We start from the raw sequence: 20,702 nt of genomic DNA, 5'->3' as shown, positions 1-20,702 counted from the left end.
TCTAGCCGTAGCGGATCGCTTCGCCGTTCAGCGCTCTCACAATTCCGTTCGGGCGCCGCGCATCGGGCGATCGCGCGACGAGACGAATGCGCCGTGACGCGCCGGGCGAAAGATGCAGCCAATTTTCCGCAGGGAGAAAAGCCTCATCATCGATCGTCACCGATTGCGCGGCGACATCCGTCGTCAGGACGATGACGAAACCATTTTCATCTCGTTCGATCTTTGCGCGCAATCCGATCTGCGATTTTTTCGCGCTGCGTCCGAGCGGAAAATGGAACGCCTCGACCGCCGCGCCGTCTCTCGCGCCCACGAATCGCGCGACGGTGAGGTCATGCGAAGGAGGGCCGAAATTATAGGCGAGCGTCGTGTCGAAAAAGCCGCCCCAAAATTCCGCGTCGCGCAATGTCGTGACGCCATGCGGCGCGATGGAAACGTCGCGGCTCGCCTTCATCACCGGCACATGGCCCTCGCGGAAGCAGGCGAGCGATATCTCGCCCTCCACTCTTTCGGGACCGTCATTGCGCAGATGGACGAAGAGGCCGTTGACGCCTTCGTCGGTCAATATGAGCGACAGCGGGCGAAAGGCGCGCTTCAGCGCGTGATAGGCGGATTTCGGCTCGCCATGCGAGTCGAGGACGCCCCAGCCGGCGCCGGGCCACAGATCCTCGAGGAACCAGACGATGGCGCCATGCGTCGTCGAGCCGCCGCGACGCCATTCGCCGATCGCGGCCTCCATCGTCTCGGCCACGCTCGCGCGCGCTATGTCGAGATAGAGCTGCGGATCGCTCTCACGCAGCGCCGCCGGATCGCAGCCATAGAGCAGCCGCATGTAATGTTCGGTGACGTCGCCGAAGGTCTGCGTCGCCCCCATGTCGCGCGCGACGCGCGCCGCGAAGAGAGGCGAGGCGAGCGGCTCGTCTCCGAAATCGCGGCGCAACGATGCGTCTTCCGCAATATTGGCGAAGCCGAGACATTCGGAGGCGAAACGCACATCGGCGCGCCGCGCGTCCTCGACGCCGCGCCGATAGGCGCCGACGCCGTAATAATGCGAGACGCCCTTGTCGACATGGAACGGCGGCAGCCCGCCGGAAGGCGAATTCTCGACATAGATCGCATCGGGGCGCCGCTCGCGGACGAGCTTCGGCAAAGTTTCGTCGAACAGCGGGGAACGCCATTTGGCTTCCGCGAGGCCGAGCATGGAGGCCTGCTGATAGACCTCGCTGCCGCCGCAGAGAATGGCGAGCGACGGCGACGTCTGCGTGCGCGCCAGAAATTCCGTCGCCTCTCTCTCGACGCTCGCGCGAAAGGCGGCGTCTTGAAGAGGATAATCGAAATTGGCGAAGGCGAAATCCTGCCAAACCAGGATTCCGAGCTCGTCGCAGAGCGCGTAGAAATCATCGCTCTCATAGAGCGTGACGCCCGGGACGCGGACCATGTTCATGCCGGCTTCGCGCATGGCGTGAAGCAGCGGCGCGCAATCCTCGGCTCTGCCCGCGAGCGACACGGGGTCGGCCGTCGTCCAGCAGGCGCCGCGACAGAACAGAGGAATGTCGTTCACGCGAAGCGCGAAATCCGAGCCATCGGCGCCGCGATCGACGCTTACGTCGCGAAAGCCGGTGCGGCCGAGATCGATGCGGCGATCGCCGATCTGCGCCGCGACGTCATAGAGATGCGGCTCGCCATGCGTATGCGGCGTCCAGAGCCTCGCATCGGGAAGCGAGAGTTCGGCGACGATGCTTGTGTCGGATGCGCGCTCGAAGCGCGCCTCCACCTCGCCGCAGAGGAGGCGCGCGGGAGCGTCCACGATGTCGGAGAGCTCGAGCGCGACGCGCAGGCTCGCGCGACGCTCGCGGACGTTTGGACGAATATCGACCTCGAGCAGGCGCAGGGCGCCATGCTCGATCAATTCGATATCGCGCCAAGGACCGACAGGCGGCGTCGGCGGCGCGAAGCCGGGCAGGCGGCCGAGCGCGGTCGTGCGTATATGGCGCAGACCCGCCGGCGTGATCATGCGCGGCCGCCAGCGCGCGCGTCCGCTCTTCGTCGCGATCTCGCGCTCCACGGAGCGAAAGCGAATGTGAAGCTCATGCGCGCCGGGCGCTTGGATCTCTATTGTGTGCGCGTGGAACATATTGTCGGAGCGCAGCGCGAGCCGGCCGTCCAGAAAGACGTCGGCGAGGCTCGCGAGACCATGCAGCCGCAAGTCTCCCGGCGCCGAATTGACGAAGGAGGTCTTGTACCAGACGTCGAGCGCGTCGAGCGGCGGCAGATCGTCGAAGCTCGCGCCTTCCGCGATCAGCGCTTGCGCCAGCGTGCCGGGAACGCGCGCAACGCGCCAGCGCGCGGCGGCGGGAATGGCGGAGGGCTCCGTCCATTCGCCGGCCTCGTCGATCGCAAAAGACCAGGAGGCGTCGAGACGCAGGCGCTTTTCTCCTTCGACGCTGACGCGCATGAACGAAGCCTTTTAGAGCGCTTCCAGCCGAAGCGGGCGCCGGTTCGGCGTCCGGAAACGCGTCAAAACAAAAGTCTAGGGTCTTTCCGTGTTTCAATGAACCACGGAAAAGACTCTAGCGAAGCTTCGCCGAGAGACCCTCGAACAGACCGTCATAGACGGAGGCCAATTCGTCGAGCGTCTCGCGCGGATCATAGACGCGCTTGCGCGAGGAGGCGCGCGCCGCCTGGAACTGCATCGCCTTGGCGCCGGCGGAAATGCGCCGGCAGGCTTCCGACTCCGCCTCCAGATCGCCACTCGGCCGCAGCCAGTCGAGATGGCTGCCGAGCAGCTCGAAATTGGCGCCGAGCTGGCGGAAGGTGTTGAAGGCGAGGCTGTGGAAGAAGCACGGCGGACGCGCCTCGAGCACGCTCCACAGCGAAGGGAAGCGCGCGGCGAAGGCGCGGATCGGATTGTCGCTCGGGCGGCGGGCGAAATGCTCGCTCGCGAGCTCTTCCGCGAGGCCGCGCAAGTCGGCGTGCGCGCGCTCGCGGTCGAAGCGCGCGAATTCGGCGTATGGGAACAATTCCGACGGATCGCGCTTCTCGCCGGCGCGGCCGAAGATCGCGTCGAAATCCTCGCCGCCCAGCGCGAAATAGCCGTCATTGTGGAAATAGTCGATCCGCCGCGCGTCCAAATCGATCTCCGTGACGCCGATCGTCGTCTTGGAATGATCGATGCGATAGGTGACGCCGCGCGTGTCCGGCAGATGATAGCCGTCCACCTCCACCAGCGCCACGCGGCCGCGCGCCGTCTGGCGCGCGATATGCGCGTCGAGCCGGTCGTAGAGCGCGAGCTCCTCGACGCGCAGGCCGTAGAGACGCTCGAGATCGGCGAGGCGCGGCTTGAAGAAGGTGAACTGGTCTTCTTCATAGTCTTGCGCCAGCGTGAAGCCGAGCATGGCCTCGGGCTCGAAGCCGCGCATGGCGATGAGCTCGATCATGAGATCGACGTAGCAATTGGTCTGCGGCCAATCGCGCTCCGCATGATGGAGCGCATGGCGCAAATGCGGCTTCGCCGGCTCTAGACCAAGATCCGATGCGACTGGATCGGATTTTGGTCCGGCTTTGCTTGCTTGGAGCGAATTCTGGTCGCTCGAACCATTCCGTTCGAGCGGAAAGCGCTCTAGCGGCGAGGGCTCCGCCTCAGAGAGAGAGAGCGGAGCGGACTGAGTTCGGCCAGCCATCGGCGTCGATCCCGTGATGTTTGAACAAAGCGAGGGCGAGGCGCTCCATGCCGAAGCCGACGCAAGCGGTGTGCGCCGTCTCGCCGGTTGCGGTCTTGATATCCCAGAGCGCGCCGAAATGATCCTGATGATAGTTGAAGCTCTGGCAGGCGGTCGGATTTTCCGCGCTCTCGATCGGCACGAGCAGCTCGAATTTGAGCGCCTGCTCGCGCTGGCTCGACGCCATCATGCGTCCGGCGCGCCCGAAGAAGGGATCGTTCGCGACATCGATATGATGCGGCAGCTCGAGCGCCTCGGCGAAGTCGCGAGCGCGCTCCAGCCAGGATTCGCGGAAGGAGGCGGCCTGCTCCGGCGCGCCGATGCGGACGAACTCGCGCATGCGGAACATCTGCATCCGTGCCGGATCCTTCGACGGCTCGCGCCGGAAGCAATAGGATTGGATGTCGAAGAGACCGCCCTCGGCCGCGAGCGGCCCGCGCCGCGCGACGATCGGATAGAGCGGATAGCAGGCGGCCGGCGTCAGAACGATGTCCGTCGCCTCTTGTCCGCCGGTCCAATCGCCGCCGTTGTGAATGTTGTCGAGCAAAGCGAGATGGTCTTTCTCGCTTCCCGCGAAGCTGTGCACCGTGCCGGCGAGCTGCGGGAAGTTCTTCATATAGCCGCTCTTCTCGAAGAGCCCGCGATTCATGCCGGGCGGAAAGCGGATGACCTCGGCGCGGTCGCCCGCGGAAAAGCGCGTGATCAGCCGATCCATTCCCTCTATGACCGCCTCGAAGGCTTGCCCGCGGCCATAGAGTCCGTCGACGCCGGTCGCATGCAGGACGCCTTTGGCGAAGAGGCGATCGAGGAAGCTGTCGCAGGCCTGGCACATGAGTCAGTCTCCCAGTCGCTGGTCGATGCGCTGCGCGAGCAGCAGATTGGACAGATTGGTGAAGATGCGGTCGTTGGAGATCATCACCTGCGCCGAGAGGGCGTCGCGCATATGGCGGCCGACGCTGTAGGGCGTGTCGTTCTTGTAGCCGGCGATGCCGGCGATCAGCAGCGCATGATTGATGATCTCGATCGAGAGCTGCGACGAGCCGATCTTCACATTGTTCATCGCCACGGCGAAGCTCATCGAGTTGAGGTCGTCCTCGTTCTTCTGCGCCTTTGCGAAGCGCTTCAGCCCTTCGACGATATTGACGCGCATGAGCTGCAGCTTGTTCGTCGCCTCGGCGAGGCGCAGCGCGCCGGGAGCGGGGCCGTCCGGATGGCGGCGCGCGTCCTTGCGGACGAAGCCCTGAGCGCGGGCGAGCGCGTCGGAGGCGACGCCGAACCACACCGCGCTCCACAGGAGATGCGCCGTCGCGAGCATGGACTGCGAGGCGATCTCGGCGAAGTCATGGGCGAAAATCTGCTCGGTGGGCGCTTGCCCGCTGAAGGTGAAGCCCTCGCTGCAGGTGCCGCGCATTCCGAGCGCGTCCCAGCTTCCGGTGCGCTCGAGACGAAATTGACTCTTCTCGAGCACGGCCATCTGCTGATCGGAGGGCGGCGCATCGGCCGCGCGGCGCGCCGTCACGAGGATCGCGTCCGAATAGGCGCCGTAGGAGATGAGCGCGCCTTCCTTGGCGATGCGGAAAATGTCGCCGTCGCGCTCGAAGGCGCAGATGCTGTTGCGCAGATTGCCGCCGACGCCGCCTTCCGTCGTCGCCGAGCCGAGCAGCAGCTGCTCGTCGCAGACGCGGCGCATGAAGCTCTCGTGCCAGGCGGCGCCGCGGCCATGGGCGACGAGGCTCGCCACCTTGATCTGATGCATGGCGAAGATCATCGCCGTCGAGGCGCATTGCTGGCCGAGCGACGTGCAGAGCTCGGCGACATCGGCGAGAGCGGCGCCGCCGCCGCCGAATTCGACGGGGATCAGCAGCGCGAGCAGGCGCGCGTCCTTGAGCGCCTGGACAGCTTCGACCGGGAAGCGGCCTTTGCGGTCGACATCGTCGGCGTGGCGGGCGGCTGTCGCGACGACATTGGCTCCGCGATCGAGAGGCGCATTCATCAGGCGGCTTCCTCCGCTTTGATCTCTTGCAGGCAGTTGGCGATGGCCGCGATCGAGGAAAAGCTGCGGCGGTTGAGCATGCGATCGGGGAACTCGACGTCGAAGGTCTCCTCGAGCGCGAGCATCAGCTGAACGGCGGCGAAGGAGGTGAGGCCCGTGGCGTACAAATCGGCGTCGTCGCCGATCGTCGCCGCGGCGACGGAAAGTCGTCCTTGTTCGTCCACGAGTCGTCTAATCGTATCGAACATAATTTTCTCCATCGATCGAATCTGAAGTCTTTCCCTGTTTCACAGAAACAGGGAAAGACTTCCGGCTTTTATTTCGACGCGCTTCCAACGCCGAACCGGCGTCCACTTCCGCTGGAAGCGCTCTCGTTTCGATGCCACCATACGCTGTCGCGCATTATTTTCAGCTTGTTTGCTGCTCGTTGGTGAACGGTTTGCGCTTTCGACCGCTGCGAGATTCGTTCCATGGAATTTTGGCCGATTCGAAAAGAATTTTCCGGCGCTTTGCGCAAAAATGACACGCAGCTATGATGCTCTGGACGCAGACGAGACACCTGCGGCGTCCCGAATTCTGTCACGCCGGGAGCCGTCGATCGATTCGACGTCGTGAACCCTATTTTCGACATGAAGAGGCTGGATGAGATACAGGGGTTCAAGAAACGTTAACCATGAAATGGAACATTCGCGCTGGACGCGAATGCAGGGCCAACTCGTTCGACGTCGACGGAACGCGCGTGATGTTGGATTATGAATCGGGTTTGAAAAGCGTCGCAGAGCGCACGCCTCCGGCGATCGCCGAAGGGCCGCGCGCTCGCCCTTCGGTGACGCCGGCGACCCTGATCGCGCTCGCGCTTCGCAACAAGCTGTTCATCCTCGCCGTGGCGCTCCCCTGCGCGGCGGGCGGCTTCGCGCTGACCAAGCTGCTGACGCCGCGCTATGTCGCCGCCGCGCAAATCTATCTCGATCCGCGCGGTCTGCCCGGCCTCGAGGGCGACGCCAATCAGGGCCAGGACTCGACCGGCTTCATCAATTTCGTCGAGACGCAGACGCGCATTCTGACCTCGCAGGTCGTGCTGGAGCGCGTCGTCGAGGCGGAGAAGCTCACGCAAGATCCGGAGTTCGGCGCGTCGACCTCCTTTTTGGGCAAGCTTTTCGGGCGTTTGGGCCGCGCGCCGACGCAGGAGGAGATGGTCGCCGGCGCGGTGCGCGCGCTCGGCGCGAAGATCGTCGTGCGCCGTCCGGAGCGCACCTTCATCATCGATATCGCCGCGACCAGCGATAATGCGCAGAAATCCGCCCGCATCGCCAATGCGGTGGCGCAAGCCTATATCGACGTGCGCGCCTCCATGCATTCGGACGCCGCGCATCAGGCGGCGAGCTCCTTCACCGCGCGTCTCGACGGGCTGCGCGAGCGCCTGCTCGTCGCCGAAAAGGCGGTCGAGGCCTATAAGGCGGAAAACGGCTTCGTCGGCACGCGCGATTCCTATATCGACGAGCAGCGGCTGAAAGAGCTCAATCAGCAGCTCACTTACGCCCGCACGCGGCTCGAGGACATGCGCTCGCGCTTCGAGCAGGCGCAGCGCGCCGCGCGCTCCGACACCGAGCTCGCCGCCATAGCGGCGAGCATGAATCTCGTCACTTTGAACGCTTTGCGCGGGCAGCAGGCGGAGGCGTCGCAAAAGCTCGCCGACCTTTCGGCCGAGCTCGGGCCGCAGCATCCGGTCGTCAAGAATGCGACGGCGCGGCTCGCCGAGACCAAGCGCCTCGTCAACGCCGAGCTCGCGCGCGTCGCCGGATCGCTGCGCAAGGATTACGAGCGCGCCCGCAGCACGGAAGAAGCGCTGAGCCGCGAGATGCAGAAGCTCGAGGGCAAAGCGGTCGTCTCGGCGCAAGCTTCGGTCAAGCTTCGCGATCTCGAGCGCGAGGTCGAGGTCAGCCGCAGCATCTACGAATCCTTCCTCACGCGCTCCCGCCAGACCGGCGAGGCGCGTCAGCTCGACGCAGCCAGCACGCATATCATCACAATGGCGACGCCGCCGATCGCGCGCAGCTTTCCGCCCGGCGCGGGGCTCATGACGGGCGCGGGCTTCGTCGCCGGTCTCACATTCGGCCTCGGCCTCGCATTTTTGCGCGAGCGCGGCTTTGGCGGCTCCGGCCCGGAAGAAGGTTCGCGCCGGGATGCCGAAGCCGAGCCGATGCGCGTCGCCGTGACCGACGCGACAAAATTCACCGTGCGCGGCCCGACGGCGGGGCGGGACAGGCTCGAGCTGACGCGGCTCGGCATTCCCTTCGTGCGTCCCTTCGCCGATCGCCGCGAGCTCGAAGCCGTCGTGTCGCGCTTCTGCGCGCTCGTCGACGAGGGGGCGCGGCGGCCGGTCGTCGTCGGACTCGTCGGCGACGCGCCGGGCGCGATCCGCACCGTCATGGCGGTCAATATCGCCCTGGCGCTGCGGCTGCAGCAGCTCGAGGTGGCGCTCGTCGACGCCGATCGCGACGACGCCGCCTTGACCGTCCTCATAGAGGATGGCCTCCAGGCCTTCGGCGACGCCGACGATCCTTTCGTGCGCACCGACGACAGCGTGCTGCTGGCGTTGCCGGCGATCGATCGTCGCTCGCGCGCGGACGGCGCGGTCGAGCGGATCGTGGACGGTTTCCGCAAGGGCAGTCCGGCCGAGGTCGACATCGTGCTCTGCGACGGCGTCGGCGCGGATGAGGCGCTGTTCGCGCGGCTCGACTGGGTGGCGCCCGTGCTCGGCCGCGAGCAGGACGAGGAGCGGGCGATCGCCGAGCTCCCAGAGGCGCTGCGCGCCAAGATCGCTTTGATCCTCAGGGTCGATCATAGCGATCCCTGGCTGCCGCGGCGGGACCGCGCGGCGGCGCGCAAGACCGCCTGACCGGAGTCGCCGCCGCTTCGCTCGAACAAGCGATGACCGCCCCGGCCGTCATTGCGAGCGAAGCGAAGCAATCCAGAACCGTGGGGCGGCTCTGGATTGCTTCGTCGCTCCGCTCCTCGCAATGACGACCTTGCGGAATGCGAAGCATTCCACGCAAACCGTATCACTCGGTGGGAAGCGGCGCGGTCCCGATGGGCTGGACGTCGAGCGAAGCGGCGGCGATGGCGGCGGCGGCGTCGCGCCAGCATTGATCGTAGAGCCAAGAGAGCGGGCGCGACGTCGGGCGCTCGGAGCGCGCGAGACGATCGGCGTAAGCGCCCGCATCCGCGTCATTGGGAAGCAGCATCAACGCGCCACCGGCGACGGCGTTGCGATAGGCGCGGTGATGGTCGAATTCGTTCGTCTCGCGCGGCGCATTGACGATGACCGGCTTGCCGGACTGCAGGCAGGCGAGCACGCTGCCGCGGCGGGAGGTGAGGCCCTCCGGAAAACGATAGAGGAAGCAGTCGACCTCCGCGAATAGCGCATGCAGCGCATGCGCTCCGTCCACATAGCCGGTCACGAGACAATCTTCGGCAAGGCCGAGCGCCTCCGTCTTGGCCCGGAAGTCTTCCTCCACCCGATCGACGCCCTTGATGAAGCCGCCGATGAAGAGGCAGAGGACCGGCCGGCCCGAATCGCGCAGGCGGGCGGCGACATCCAGCACGAAGTCCGACTGTTTCTTGGGGTAGATCGAGCCGAAATGGCCGATGACGATCCGACCTTCGGCGCGCGCGTCGCGGATGCGCTCGGCGAGAGGGGAGGGCCTCTCGGGCTCGGCCGGCGGAATATTGGAAGGAATGGGCGCAATGACGCTGCGCGTGGCCAGTCGCCGCAGCGGGCCGCTTTTCGCGAAGCCGCCGCGCACAAAGGGCGAGGAGAAGACGAAACGCTGCGCGAAGAGGGCGTAGACGGAGATCAGCAGCCGGCGGCGCCAATCGAGATCGGCCCATTCATGCAGGACGAGGATCCGGCGACGCCCGCGCAGCAGCGCCAGGCACAGGGCGGCGAGGGGCGTCAGCACGACCTTCTTCCAGGCCACCACCGGGAGGTTGATCGCGAGCGCGTCGACCTCGCCCAGCGCGCGCCAGATCGCCGCCCAATCGCCCGCCTTGCCGGAGACCGCGAGGCTCCGGGCGTCGAGGCCGAGCTCGCCCCATCGCGCCGCCACATGGCGCGCGAAGGCTTCGACGCCGCAGGGCTGCGCGGTGGTCGAGACCAGGAACAGCGTCTTCTTGCGTTCGGTCGCGCGGATCATGAAGGGCTTCCGTCCTGCGTCAGAATGAGACAGTGGCGTTATCGCCGCCAGTCTCGGAGCAAGAGGCGAACCGCCACGCTCACCGGCCCGTCTTCACCCGCGTCCATTCGCGCGTGACGATCTTCTGGATCGGCTGGTCCGGGGCCGTGACGGTGAAGAGGCGCTTCATCGTCGCCGCATCCGGATAGATGGACGGATTTTCGGCGATCTCCTTGTCGACGAGCGGGCGCGAGGCGCCGACGCCATTGGCGAAATTGGTCACTTTGGTGTTGCGGGCGGCGATCTCCGGCCGCAGCAGATAGTCGATGAAGAGATGCGCTTCATCGGGATGCAGCGCGTCCTTCGGGATGGCGAGGCTGTCGAGCGACATCAGCGTCCCTTCCTGCGGGATCACATAATTGATCTCGACGCCGTTCGCCGCCTCGTGCGCGCGGTTGCGCGCCTGGAAACTGTCGCCTGCCCAGCCGATGGCGAGGCAAATGTCGCCATTGGCGAGCGCATTTATATATTCCGAGGAGTGGAATTTCTTGATGTAGCGCCGCAGCCCCGAGAGCAGATCGGCGGCGCGGCGTATGTCGCCCGGGTCCTTCGAATTGGGATCGAGCTTCAGATAGTTGAGCGTGATCGAGAAGAGGTCTTCGGGGCTGTCGAGCACATAGACGCCGCAATCGGCGAATTTGCGCAGATTTTCGGGCTTCAGCACCTGGTCCCAGGAGGCGAGCGGCTTGTCGCCGAGGCGCTCTTTGACCTTGGCGACATTATAGGCGACGCCGGTCGTGAACCACATATAGTTCACGGCGAAGACATTGCCCGGATCGTAGCGCGCGAGGCGCTGCGCGATCTCCGGCCACGCATTGCCGAGATTCTTCAGTCTGCTCTTGTCGAGCGGCTGATAGACGCCGGCCTTGATCTGCCGTTGCAGAAAGGTCGCCGAGGGGACGACGACGTCATAGCCGGCGTTGCCCGCGAGCAGGCGCGTTTCCAAAATCTCGTTGGAGTCATAAGTGTCGTAGACGACCTTGACGCCAGTCTCGCGGGTGAAGTCCTCGAGCACGCGCGCGTCGATATAGTCGCTCCAATTGAAGATATTGACGATGCGTTCCGCTCCTCGAGCGGCGACGGCGCCGCCGAGCAGAAACACACATGCGGCGAGGATTCTCATTCTATCCGCTCTCCCTCATCGGCCGGCGATCCGTCTCGCCGCTTGCGCGGCGCGCCGCCTTATAGGCAAAATGGCTTTCCCTTCGCACTCCCGCCGTTTCGAGAATCGCGATGGAGCCGGCGCCTCCGCTCGAAAGCCTGCGTGAACAAAACGCCCGTCTCGTGACGCGCGGCGCGCGCCGCTACCTGCGCGCGGCGGGCTTTTCCGTGCTCGCGGAGCTGCCGCTGCCCGGCGGGCGGCGCGCCGATCTCGTGGCGCTCGGGGCGGACGGCGCGCTGCGCATCGTCGAGGTGAAGAGCTCGCTCGCCGATTTTCGCGCCGATCGTAAATGGATGGACTATCGCCTCCATTGCGATCGCTTCTATTTCGCCATTCCCTGCGAGCTTTCCGAAGCAGCCTTTCCGGCGGACGCCGGGCTCATCGTCGCCGACGCGCATGGCGCGATGCTGGCGCGGGAGGCGCCGGTCCACAAGCTCGCCTCGGCGAGCCGCAAGGCCGTGCTGCTGCGTTTCGCCGGCGCGGCGGCGGAGCGGCTGCATTTCGCTCTGCATCGCGACGAGTTTTGAACCGCGCCGCGGCGGTCTCATCGCGGCGCGCGCTTGGCGAGTATGCGCTGCAGCGTGCGGCGATGCATGTTGAGGCGGCGCGCCGTCTCCGACACATTGCGTTCGCAGGATTCATAGACGCGCTGTATGTGCTCCCAGCGCACGCGATCCGCCGACATGGGATTGTCGACGGCGTCCGGCTTGTCGATCTTCGTCGCCATCAGCGCATGATAGATCTCGTCGGCGTCGGCGGGCTTCGCCAGATAGTCGAAGGCGCCGAGCTTCACCGCCGTGACCGCCGTGGCGATATTGCCATAGCCGGTGAGGATGATGCCGCGCGCGTCCGGCCGCTTGACCTTGAGCTTGGAGATGACGTCTATGCCATTGCCGTCGCCGAGCCGCATGTCGATGATGGCGAAGGCGGGCGGGGCGGCCTCGACGGCCGCGAGGCCTTCTTCGACGCTCTCCACGGCGGTGACGAGGAATCCGCGCGCCTCCATCGCGCGCGTGAGCCTGCCGAGAAACGGCTTGTCGTCCTCCACGATGAGCAGCGAGCGCTCCTGCGGGAGCTCCCCGATCATGGCCTCGACGGCCGCGTCGAATTCGGTGTGTTCGCCTGCGCCAGTGTCGTCGATCATGCGTCGTCGTCCAGGTTTGGGATCATTCAATATAGCATCACGCCGCGTCGGACGAAGGCGTTTGTTGCTCCGCCTCACGCTCGCGCCCGGGCGTCTCGCTATTGGCCGATGACCGCTCGAGGGCCGAGCGCGGCCAAGTGATCGTCACCTTGGCGCCCGTTCGCGGAGGCGTGACATTGGCCGTCGTCACCGTCGCGCCGGAGCGCTCGAGCAGCGTCTTGGCGATGAAGAGGCCGAGGCCGAGGCCGGAGCCGGGCTCGTTCTTCGTGCGCCGATCGGTCGGGCGTCCGCTCACATAAGGATCGCCCAGGCGGTTCAAGATCGCCTGCGAGAATCCGGGGCCGTCGTCCTCTATGACGACGACGACGAGATCCTTCGACCACAGCGCCTCTATGCGCACTTTCGAGTTGGCGAAATCGACGGCGTTCTCGACGAGATTGCCGAGGCCGTAGACGATGCCGGGATTGCGCGAGAAGGTCGGCTCGCCCGGCGGACCGCGCTGCATCACCTCGATCTCGACGCCGAAGGCGCGATGCGGCTCGACGACCTCCTCGAGCATGGTCTCGAGAGTCTGCATGTCGAGCAGCCCGCCCGTGTCGGCCTGGCCGAGCGAGACGAGCTTGCGCAAAATATCGCGGCAGCGCCGCGCCTCCTGAGCCAGAAGCGCCAGATCGTCGGCGAGCGCCGGCGCTGTCATGGGCGCGGATTTCTGCAGCTCCTTGGTGACGACGGCGATGGTCGCGAGCGGCGTGCCGAGCTCATGCGCGGCGGCGGCGGCGAGGCCGTCGAGCTGCGAGAGATGCTGCTCGCGCTCGAGCACGAGCTCGGTCGCGGCGAGCGCCGTCGACAATTGCCGCGCCTCGTCGGAGACGCGGGCGGCGTAGAGGCCGATGAAGGCGGCGCTCAGCACCAGCGCCGTCCACACGCCGGTGCGATAGAGCAGCGGGAAATGCAGCTCGACGCCTTCGTACCAGGGCAGCGGCTGATACTCGACGGTGAGGATCGTCGCCGCGGCGATCATCAGCACGCCGAGCAGGATCGTCAGCTTGCGCGGCAGCGACACGGCCGAGATCATCACCGGCGCGAGAAACAGCATGGCGAAGGGATTGGCGACGCCGCCGGTGAGATAGAGCAGGGCGGAGAGCTGCAATATGTCATAGGACAAGAGCAGCGCCGCCTCGCCGTCGTCGAGGCGGAAGGTGCGAGTCGTGGCGAGACGCAGCGCCGCGTTGAGGCAGGCCGAGGTGGCGATGGCGATGAAGCTCAGCCCGATCGGGAAGTCGAACTGGAAATAGAAGAAAGTGACGAGAGTCGCGAAGGTCTGGCCGGCGATCGCCAGCCAGCGCAGGATGATGAGCGTGTCGACGCGGAGCTGGCGGGCTTGATGGCCGAGATCGGCGTCGGCGAGATTGGTCATGCGGCGGTTGTCTCGACAATTGCAGCGGCGCGAGACGCGCGGCTTTCCGCTAGATAGGCGTTTCCGCCGCCGACCGCACGGCTTTTCCGTAGGACTATATGCCGCGGCCGCGCGCCGTGCGCCACAGCCGCCACTGTCTTCGCCATTGCGCGGGCTCGGCGATGGAGCGGAAAGGGTCGAAGCCTTTGCGCTCCATTTCAGCGAGATAGAGAGGGATCGTCGCCGCCGGCAGCAGCGCGGCCCGCGCCGGTCCGTCGCCGCTCACGGCCTGCCTCGCCGCGGCGTAATATTCGCGCGCCCGCCCACGCAACTCGCCGATCGCGGCCGAGACCGCGGGTGTCGCCTTCGTCTCGGCGAAATCCGCCTCGACGCGATGGCGCGCCAGCAGATCGGCCGGAACGAATCGCCGTCCCTGCGCCATATGGCGGGGCAGGGCGCGCAGAATCGCCGTCAGCCCCAAAGCGCGGCCGGCGCAGCGCAGCGCCTCTTCCTGAAGGCGCGCGTCCTGCGCGTCTATGGCCATGGCGCGCCAGCGCATGGGCGCGCCGAAGACGCGGTCGCAATAGGTCTCCAGCGCCTCGAGGCTCTCCATCGGCTCGTCATAGAGATCGAAACTATGGGCCTCGAGCAGCTCGACGACCTCCTCGCGCGGGATCGCATGACGCTCCAGCGTGTCGATGAGCGCGTCGGCGATGGGATGGGCGCGCGCGCCCTCGCTGTCGGCCGCCGCCTCCAGCGAATCGTACCACCAGCGCAGGCGCATCTCGCCGAGGATCGGCTGCGAGACGCGCGCGCGCACGCCGGCGATCTCGGCGGCGAAGGCGCCGATCGCATGGAGATGCGGACGCGCGCCCGCCGGCGCGAAGAGGCAGGCGAGCCAGAGGTCGAGGTCCTGCTCGCGCAGCGCCGCCTCGCAATGGCGATAGTGGTCGGCGAGCTCGGTCTCGCGTTTGCTAACGGCGTCGTCCATGGGCGAAAAAACCTCGTCGGCTTTCCGGCGGACGTCATTGCGAGCGGAGCGAAGCAATCTAGAGCCGTGGGGCGGCTCCTGGATTGCTTCGTCGCTCATGCTCCTCGCAATGACGGCCCCGCCGGACGCGAAACCGCATCACACCACGATCAGCACGGCGGCGACGCGCCGGTCTTCGTCGAGCAGCATATTATAGGTGCGGACCGCCGGCCCCGTCGCCATGGCCTCGACCATGATGCCCGCTTCCCTGAGCCGGGCGCGCAAGGCCGGCGGGATCGGCCGCAGATTTTCGCCGGAGCCGAAGATCAAGAGCTCCACCGCCCCCGCGGGCTCGGCGAAGAGCGGCGCGAGCGCCGCCTCGTCGACAGCCGCCGCGGTGGCGGTCTCGATCGCATGAACGCCGGAGGGCAGAGCGAGCAGCGAGCCGCGATGCGACATCTCCGCGAAGCGAAAGCCGCCGCCGCCATAGGTCTCGATCCTGTGACGGCCCGGAACGAAGCCGCGACCCTGCTCAGCCATGGCGGGCGGCGCCGTCAGGCCGTTTTCGGCTTGGCGCGCGTCGTCGCCTTGGCGGCGGCTTTGCTCGGCGCCGGCGCGGTCTCGGGCGCATGGCCCGCATCCTCGTTGCGCAGGCCGAGATAGATCAGCATGGGCGAGCAGATGAAGACAGAGGAATAAGTCGCGACGAAAATGCCCCAGATCATCGCGAGCGAGAAGGAGCGGATCACATGGCCGCCGAAGATCGCCAGCGACAAGAGCGCGAGGAACACCGTCGTCGCCGTCATGATCGTGCGCGGCAGCACGGCGTTGATCGACAGATCGATCATCTGATCGGTCGGCATCTTCTTATATTTGCGCATCATCTCGCGAATGCGGTCGAGCACGACGACGGTCTCGTTCAGCGAATAGCCGACGATGGTCAAAATCGCCGCTATGGACGTCGTGTTGAATTCGAGTTGGGTGATCGAGAAGAAGCCGACGGTGAGCAGAAGATCATGCATGGTCGCTATGACCGCGCCTATGGCGAATTGCCATTCGAAGCGGAACCACAGATAGGTCAGCACGGCGATGATGGAGAGCACCACGCCGAGCGTGCCCGACTGCACCAGCTCGCCGGAAACGCGCGGGCCGACCACCTCGACGCGGCGCAGATCATAATCGGAGCCGACGGAATTGCGGACCTTCTCCACCGCCGCCTGCTGGGCGGCGTCGCCGCCCGTCTGCGGTCCGAAGCGCAAGGTCGCGTCCGACTCATTGCCGAAGGACTGCACCTCGACGTCGCCGAGATCGAGCTTCTCGAGGCCCGCGCGCAGCGTGGCGATCTCGGCGTGGCCGGATTTGGCGCGCAGCTCGATGACGGTGCCGCCCGCGAAATCGATGCCGAAATTCATGCCGCTGAAGATGAACAGCAGCACGGAGCAGATCGAGAGGAAGGCGGAGAAAGGGTAGCTCACGCGGCGGAACCGCATGAACGGGAATTTGGTGTTCTCCGGGGCGAGACGCAGCAGCTTCATCGGTTTCACCCTCAGATCGGCAGGCGCGTCGGCCGCGCGTAATGATACCAGATCGCGATCATCATGCGTGTCATGGTGACGGCGGTGACGATCGTCGTCAGAATGCCGAGCGCGAGCGACACGGCGAAGCCGCGCACCGGGCCGGAGCCCAGGAAATAGAGGATCGCCGCGGCGACGAACATTGTGACGTTGGAGTCGACGATCGTCGCGAAGGCGCGGTTGAAGCCCGCGTCGAGCGAAGCGAGGATCGAGCGGCCGCCATGCTGTTCCTCGCGAATGCGCTCGTAGATGAGCACATTGGAGTCGACCGCCATGCCGATCGTCAGCACGATTCCGGCTATGCCCGGCAATGTCAGCGTCGAGCCGAGCAGCACGAGGCCGGCGAAGATGAAGGCGATATGGACGAACAGCGCCAGATTGGCGAAGATTCCGAACACGCCATAGGTGACGAGCATGTAGACGACGACCAGGGCGGCGCCGACATAGGCCGCGCGCTTGCCCGCGTCGATCGAATCCTGGCCGAGGCCGGGGCCGACCGTGCGCTCCTCGATGATGTCGAGCTTGGCCGGCAGCGCGCCGGCGCGCAGCAGGATCGAGAGATTATTGGCCTGCTCGACGGTGAAATGGCCCGAGATCTGGCCCGATCCGCCGGTGATCGGCTGCAGGATGCGCGGCGCGGAGATCACCTTATTGTCGAGCACGATGGCGAAGAGCCGGCCGACATTCTTCGAGGTCACTTCGCCGAACTTCTGCGCGCCGCGGATGTTGAAGCGGAAGTTGACGACGGGCTCGCCGCCGCGCTGCTGGTCGAAGCTGGGCTGGGCGTCGGTCAGATCCTCGCCCTGCACCATGACCTGCTTCTCGATCGCGACCTTGCCCGATTCGTCGGCCTGGGCGAGCTCCTCGAGCTCGGATGGGTTCTGGCCCGGCTCGGCGACGAGGCGGAATTCGAGCTTGGCCGTCTGGCCGAGAATGGTCTTGAGCTGTTCCGGGTCCTGCAGGCCCGGGACCTGGACGATGATGCGGTCGTCGCCCTCGCGCTGGATGCTGGGCTCGCGCGTCCCGAGCGCGTCGACGCGGCGGCGGATGACCTCGATCGACTGGTCGACCGCGTGGCGGACCTTGTCGGTCACGCCGGCGTCGGTGACGACGATCTGGATGAGGCCGTCGCCCGAATCGCGCACGTCGAGCGGCGGCGCCCCGCCGAGCCGCGCGCCGGCGAAGCCCTGCGCCAGATTGCGGAACTTCGGCAGCACCTTGGCGCGGTCAGCGGCGTCCGGAATGCGCAGCTGCACGCCGCGCGCCTGAGCGCCGATGCCGCCGGTGATGGCGACCTTCTCCTCGCGCAGGATGCGGCGGACGTCGTCGCGCAGATTGGTCGTCTGCGTGTGCAGCACCGACGCCTTGTCCACCTCGAGCATCACATAGGAGCCGCCCTGGAGATCGAGGCCGAGCACGATGGTGCGCGGCTGCGCCCAGGCGGGCAGGGCCGAGGACAGCGCCGCAAGGCTCGTCGTCCCGAGCATGCTCGGGACGACGACGAGAACGGCGGCGAGCGTCATCGCCAGAATAGCGATAATCTTCCAGGTGGCGAAGCGCAGCATGGATCGTCGGTCCTGTGAGGCGGTCCGGGGAGGGGCCGGCCCGGCCCCGTTGGTCGGCGGGCCGGGACGGGGCGGGCATGCGTTCCGGCCAGAGTCTTTTCATGTTTCATTGAAACATGAAAAGACTCCAAGCTTTTGTTTCGACGCGTTTCCAACGCCGAACCGGCGTCCACTGCGGCTGCGAACGCCCTAGACCTATTTGAATTCGCATGTTCTTTTCCGAAAACCGCTGCACTTCTCGGAAAACATGCTCTAACGCGCGGCGGCCTGGTCCTTCACCGGCTCGCCCTTGGCGCGCACCTCGGCGATGGCCGAGCGCAGCACGCGCACGCGGATGTTCTGGGCGAGCTCGACCTCGACCTCGGCGTCGTCGACCGTCTTGGTCACCTTGCCGATCAGCCCGCCGCTGGTGACGACGGTGTCGCCGCGCCGCACATTCTTGAGCGACTCCTTCTGCTCCTTCGTGCGGCGGGCCTGCGGCCGCAGCACGATGAAATAGACGATCAGCGTGACCAGGATCAGCGGAACCAGCTGCGTGATCATGTCGGGAGCCGGCGCTTGCGGGCCAGCGCCCGCGTCCGGGGCGGTCTGCACCGTTGTGCTGGGCGGGACCGGCGGCGCCGCGGGGGCCGCGGGAACAGGCGGCGCGGCGGGGGCGGGCGGAGCAGGAGGCGTCGCCGCAGGGGCGTCGGTCTGGGCTTGGGCGGTCTGGATCAATTTCATGTTCGATCTCTTGGAAGCGGCGCGCGCGCCTTCGTGCCGGCAGGAACCCACCTTGCAACGGGCGCGGACTATAGCCGGCCGCAATCCGAAATCAATGCCGGCCCGCGCCCTGGGCGATTCGCCGCGACGTAAATTCGACACAGAGTGTGCGACAACTCACAGTTGGCGGCCCTCGGCGGGAACTATGTCGCTCATTCGAAGCGCAGGGATGGAGAGGCTCCGCGCGCTTCGCAGCGAAGGTGAGGAGAATTCCGATGTTGCACAAATTATCGCTCGTCGTCGCTCTGGGCGCCGCGCTCGCGCTGCCCTCCGAGGCTTTCGCTCAGCATCATGGCGGCGGCTGGCACGGCGGCGGTCATGGCGGGGGCTGGCATGGCGGCGGTCACGGCGACGGCTGGCACGGCGGCGGTCATGGCGGGGGCTGGCATGGCGGCGGTCATGGCGGGGGCTGGCACGGTGGCGGTCATGGCGGCGGCTGGCATGGCGGCGGTCATGGCTGGCATCGCGGCCACGGCTACGGACGCGGCCGCTACTGGCATGGGCGCTGGTGGGCCCATGGCGTCGGACCGTGCTGGCGTTGGGTCGGCTATTGGGTCTGGGCCTGCTACTGATCCCGCGAACATCGCTCGGCGCCGTTCAGGCGCCGAGCTCGCGGGCGAGGCCGCGCATGAATTCGACGCAGGCCGCGAGCTCGCCGACCTCTATGTATTCGTCGGGCTGATGCGCCTCGTCGATGCGGCCGGGGCCGCAGATGACGCTCGGGATTCCCGCTTCCTGAAACCGCCCTGCCTCGGAGGCGTAGGGCACGGCTACGGTGCGATTGGCGCGGGCGAGCCTGAGCGCCAGCGTCTCCGCCGGCGAGCCGGGCTGCGGCGCGAGCCCCGGAACCTCCACCTCCATGCGCGTTTCGATCCCGGTTCCGGGAAAAGCGGTGAAATATCGCTGCGTCAGCTCCGCCGCATAGGCCGCGAGCCGCTCCTCCACGATGCGGGGCGCGTCTGTTCCGGGCACGCCGCGCACTTCCCAATGGAAGGCGCAGTCCTTGGCGACGATATTGCGGGCCGTGCCGCCCTGGATCACGCCGATATGCAGAGTCGAATAGGGCGGATCGAAGCGGCCGGTCGGATCGCCCGCCGCGACCAATTCCTCGCCGATTCGCAACAGTTCCGCGCCGAGCAGCAGCGCGACATGCACCGCGCTGACGCCGCGATGCAGATTGGCGGAATGGATCTCGTGGCCGCGGACCGTGGTGACGAAAGTCGTCACGCTCTTATGCGCGTCGGCGACCTGCATGGAGGTCGGCTCGCCGATGACGGCCGCCGCCGGCCGCGGCAGGTCGAGGCCGAGGCGCCCGAGCAGGTCGAGCGGCCCGAGGCAGGTCGTCTCCTCGTCATAGCTCAAGAAAATATGGATCGGGCGCGTGAGCCCGGCCGCCTTGAATTCCGGGACCATGGCGAGGCAGACGGCGCCGAAGCCCTTCATGTCGACGGCGCCGCGACCGAGCAGGCGGTCGCCTTCCCGCCGCAGGGTGAAGGGATCGGCGGTCCAATTCTGGCCGGTGACCGGCACGACGTCGGTATGGCCGGAGAGCACGACGCCGCCTTCGATCGGCGGCCCGATGGTCGCGAACAGCGCCGCCTTGTCGCCCTTCGCATTGGGCGCGCGCACAAAGGGCACGCCCTCGTCGCGCAAATAGGATTCGACGAAATCGATCAGGGCGAGATTGGACTTCGAGCTCTCCGTGTCGAAAGCGACGAGCCGGCCGGTCAGCTCGATCGCGCGCTCGATCGTCGACAGGTCGCGATACGACATGCGTCCGGCTCAGTTCAGCGTGGGCTTGGAGAGCGGGCTGTCCAGCGAGAAGGCCGGCACTTCTATGTCGAAGGTCTCGCCCTCGGCGGTCATCATCGTATAGCTTCCCTTCATCAGTCCCGATGGCGTCGAGAGCGGACATCCCGAGGCGTAGCGGAACGTCTCGCCCGGCTCGAGGATCGGCTGCTCGCCGACGACGCCCGGCCCTTTCACTTCCTCGCGACGCCCATAGGCGTCGATGACGATCCAATGGCGTGACAGCAATTGGACACGCTCCTGGCCGAGATTGGCGATCTCGATCGTGTAGGACCAGACGAAACGATCGCTGGCGGGGTCCGACTGCTCGGGCAGGAAATCCGGCAGCGCCGTGACCTGAATGTCTCGGGTGATGGCTATATACATGGGGCCCTAC

At 66.4% G+C, this 20,702-nt stretch carries 19 protein-coding genes; 3 read left to right on the top strand and 16 right to left on the bottom strand.

Annotated features, from left to right (window positions below):
* Position 1: 1 nt before the first annotated feature.
* The 5 genes from Mspo_RS04180 to Mspo_RS04160 form a co-directional block, all read right to left on the bottom strand.
* Positions 2 to 2,452, bottom strand: a complete 2,451-nt coding sequence (locus Mspo_RS04180; protein WP_159727137.1) for a glycoside hydrolase family 2 protein — start codon at positions 2,450 to 2,452, stop codon at positions 2 to 4.
* A gap of 115 nt (positions 2,453 to 2,567) precedes the next feature.
* Positions 2,568 to 3,497: a DUF1839 family protein gene (locus Mspo_RS04175; protein ID WP_244613123.1), complete on the bottom strand. Its 930-nt coding sequence runs from the start codon at positions 3,495 to 3,497 to the stop codon at positions 2,568 to 2,570.
* Positions 3,498 to 3,636: 139 nt separating this feature from the next.
* On the bottom strand, positions 3,637 to 4,548 hold the full coding sequence (locus Mspo_RS04170; protein WP_159727133.1) for an amino acid--[acyl-carrier-protein] ligase: 912 nt from the start codon (positions 4,546 to 4,548) through the stop codon (positions 3,637 to 3,639).
* Positions 4,549 to 4,551: 3 nt separating this feature from the next.
* The gene (locus Mspo_RS04165; RefSeq protein WP_159727132.1) at positions 4,552 to 5,709 is read right to left on the bottom strand and encodes an acyl-CoA dehydrogenase family protein; all 1,158 of its coding nucleotides are present in this window, start codon (positions 5,707 to 5,709) and stop codon (positions 4,552 to 4,554) included.
* Positions 5,709 to 5,957 carry an acyl carrier protein gene (locus Mspo_RS04160; RefSeq protein ID WP_159727130.1) on the bottom strand — a complete coding sequence of 83 codons (249 nt, stop codon included), beginning with the start codon at positions 5,955 to 5,957 and terminating at the stop codon, positions 5,709 to 5,711. Before Mspo_RS04160 ends, Mspo_RS04165 begins: the two co-directional genes overlap by 1 nt.
* Positions 5,958 to 6,451: 494 nt before the next feature.
* Between Mspo_RS04160 and Mspo_RS04155 the strand changes: the two genes are divergently transcribed.
* Positions 6,452 to 8,608 carry a GumC family protein gene (locus Mspo_RS04155; protein ID WP_159727128.1) on the top strand — a complete coding sequence of 719 codons (2,157 nt, stop codon included), beginning with the start codon at positions 6,452 to 6,454 and terminating at the stop codon, positions 8,606 to 8,608.
* A 163-nt stretch (positions 8,609 to 8,771) separates the two neighbouring features.
* Here the strand turns inward: Mspo_RS04155 and Mspo_RS04150 are convergent, their stop codons facing one another.
* Entirely contained in the window at positions 8,772 to 9,905 is a 1,134-nt protein-coding gene (locus Mspo_RS04150; protein ID WP_159727126.1) for a glycosyltransferase, read from the bottom strand.
* Positions 9,906 to 9,984: 79 nt separating this feature from the next.
* Entirely contained in the window at positions 9,985 to 11,067 is a 1,083-nt protein-coding gene (locus Mspo_RS04145) for a polyamine ABC transporter substrate-binding protein (RefSeq protein ID WP_159727124.1), read from the bottom strand.
* Between the two features lie 110 nt (positions 11,068 to 11,177).
* Here Mspo_RS04145 and Mspo_RS04140 point away from each other — a divergent pair, with 110 nt between their 5' ends.
* Positions 11,178 to 11,633: an MmcB family DNA repair protein gene (locus Mspo_RS04140; RefSeq protein WP_159727122.1), complete on the top strand. Its 456-nt coding sequence runs from the start codon at positions 11,178 to 11,180 to the stop codon at positions 11,631 to 11,633.
* 17 nt (positions 11,634 to 11,650) lie between these two features.
* Here Mspo_RS04140 and Mspo_RS04135 read toward each other — a convergent pair whose 3' ends face one another.
* From Mspo_RS04135 to yajC, 7 genes are all read right to left on the bottom strand, one after another.
* Positions 11,651 to 12,193 carry an ActR/PrrA/RegA family redox response regulator transcription factor gene (locus Mspo_RS04135; RefSeq protein WP_159727337.1) on the bottom strand — a complete coding sequence of 181 codons (543 nt, stop codon included), beginning with the start codon at positions 12,191 to 12,193 and terminating at the stop codon, positions 11,651 to 11,653.
* 94 nt (positions 12,194 to 12,287) lie between these two features.
* The gene (locus tag Mspo_RS04130; protein ID WP_159727120.1) at positions 12,288 to 13,667 is read right to left on the bottom strand and encodes an ActS/PrrB/RegB family redox-sensitive histidine kinase; all 1,380 of its coding nucleotides are present in this window, start codon (positions 13,665 to 13,667) and stop codon (positions 12,288 to 12,290) included.
* A gap of 94 nt (positions 13,668 to 13,761) precedes the next feature.
* A complete protein-coding gene (locus tag Mspo_RS04125; protein ID WP_159727118.1) occupies positions 13,762 to 14,637 on the bottom strand; it encodes a squalene/phytoene synthase family protein in 876 nt (291 codons plus the stop codon).
* Between the two features lie 138 nt (positions 14,638 to 14,775).
* Complete coding sequence (locus Mspo_RS04120; protein WP_159727116.1) at positions 14,776 to 15,156, bottom strand: Mth938-like domain-containing protein; 381 nt, start codon at positions 15,154 to 15,156, stop codon at positions 14,776 to 14,778.
* Positions 15,157 to 15,170: 14 nt separating this feature from the next.
* Positions 15,171 to 16,151, bottom strand: a complete 981-nt coding sequence (gene secF / locus Mspo_RS04115) for a protein translocase subunit SecF (RefSeq protein WP_159727335.1) — start codon at positions 16,149 to 16,151, stop codon at positions 15,171 to 15,173.
* An 11-nt stretch (positions 16,152 to 16,162) separates the two neighbouring features.
* Complete coding sequence (gene secD, locus Mspo_RS04110) at positions 16,163 to 17,755, bottom strand: protein translocase subunit SecD (RefSeq protein WP_159727114.1); 1,593 nt, start codon at positions 17,753 to 17,755, stop codon at positions 16,163 to 16,165.
* 252 nt (positions 17,756 to 18,007) lie between these two features.
* Positions 18,008 to 18,478: a preprotein translocase subunit YajC gene (gene yajC, locus Mspo_RS20180; RefSeq protein ID WP_306344935.1), complete on the bottom strand. Its 471-nt coding sequence runs from the start codon at positions 18,476 to 18,478 to the stop codon at positions 18,008 to 18,010.
* A 254-nt stretch (positions 18,479 to 18,732) separates the two neighbouring features.
* On the opposite strand from yajC, the gene Mspo_RS04100 reads away from it, so the two are divergent.
* Positions 18,733 to 19,089, top strand: a complete 357-nt coding sequence (locus tag Mspo_RS04100; protein WP_159727112.1) for a hypothetical protein — start codon at positions 18,733 to 18,735, stop codon at positions 19,087 to 19,089.
* 25 nt (positions 19,090 to 19,114) lie between these two features.
* Here Mspo_RS04100 and argE read toward each other — a convergent pair whose 3' ends face one another.
* A complete protein-coding gene (gene argE, locus Mspo_RS04095; protein ID WP_159727110.1) occupies positions 19,115 to 20,290 on the bottom strand; it encodes an acetylornithine deacetylase in 1,176 nt (391 codons plus the stop codon).
* 9 nt (positions 20,291 to 20,299) lie between these two features.
* A complete protein-coding gene (gene apaG / locus Mspo_RS04090; protein ID WP_159727108.1) occupies positions 20,300 to 20,692 on the bottom strand; it encodes a Co2+/Mg2+ efflux protein ApaG in 393 nt (130 codons plus the stop codon).
* Positions 20,693 to 20,702: the final 10 nt, after the last annotated feature.

Source organism: Methylosinus sp. Ce-a6 (assembly GCF_009811655.1).
Classification (GTDB): domain Bacteria; phylum Pseudomonadota; class Alphaproteobacteria; order Rhizobiales; family Beijerinckiaceae; genus Methylosinus.
The sequence above is the reverse complement of the archived record's forward strand: the minus strand, read 5'-3'. Positions and strand labels throughout refer to the sequence as shown.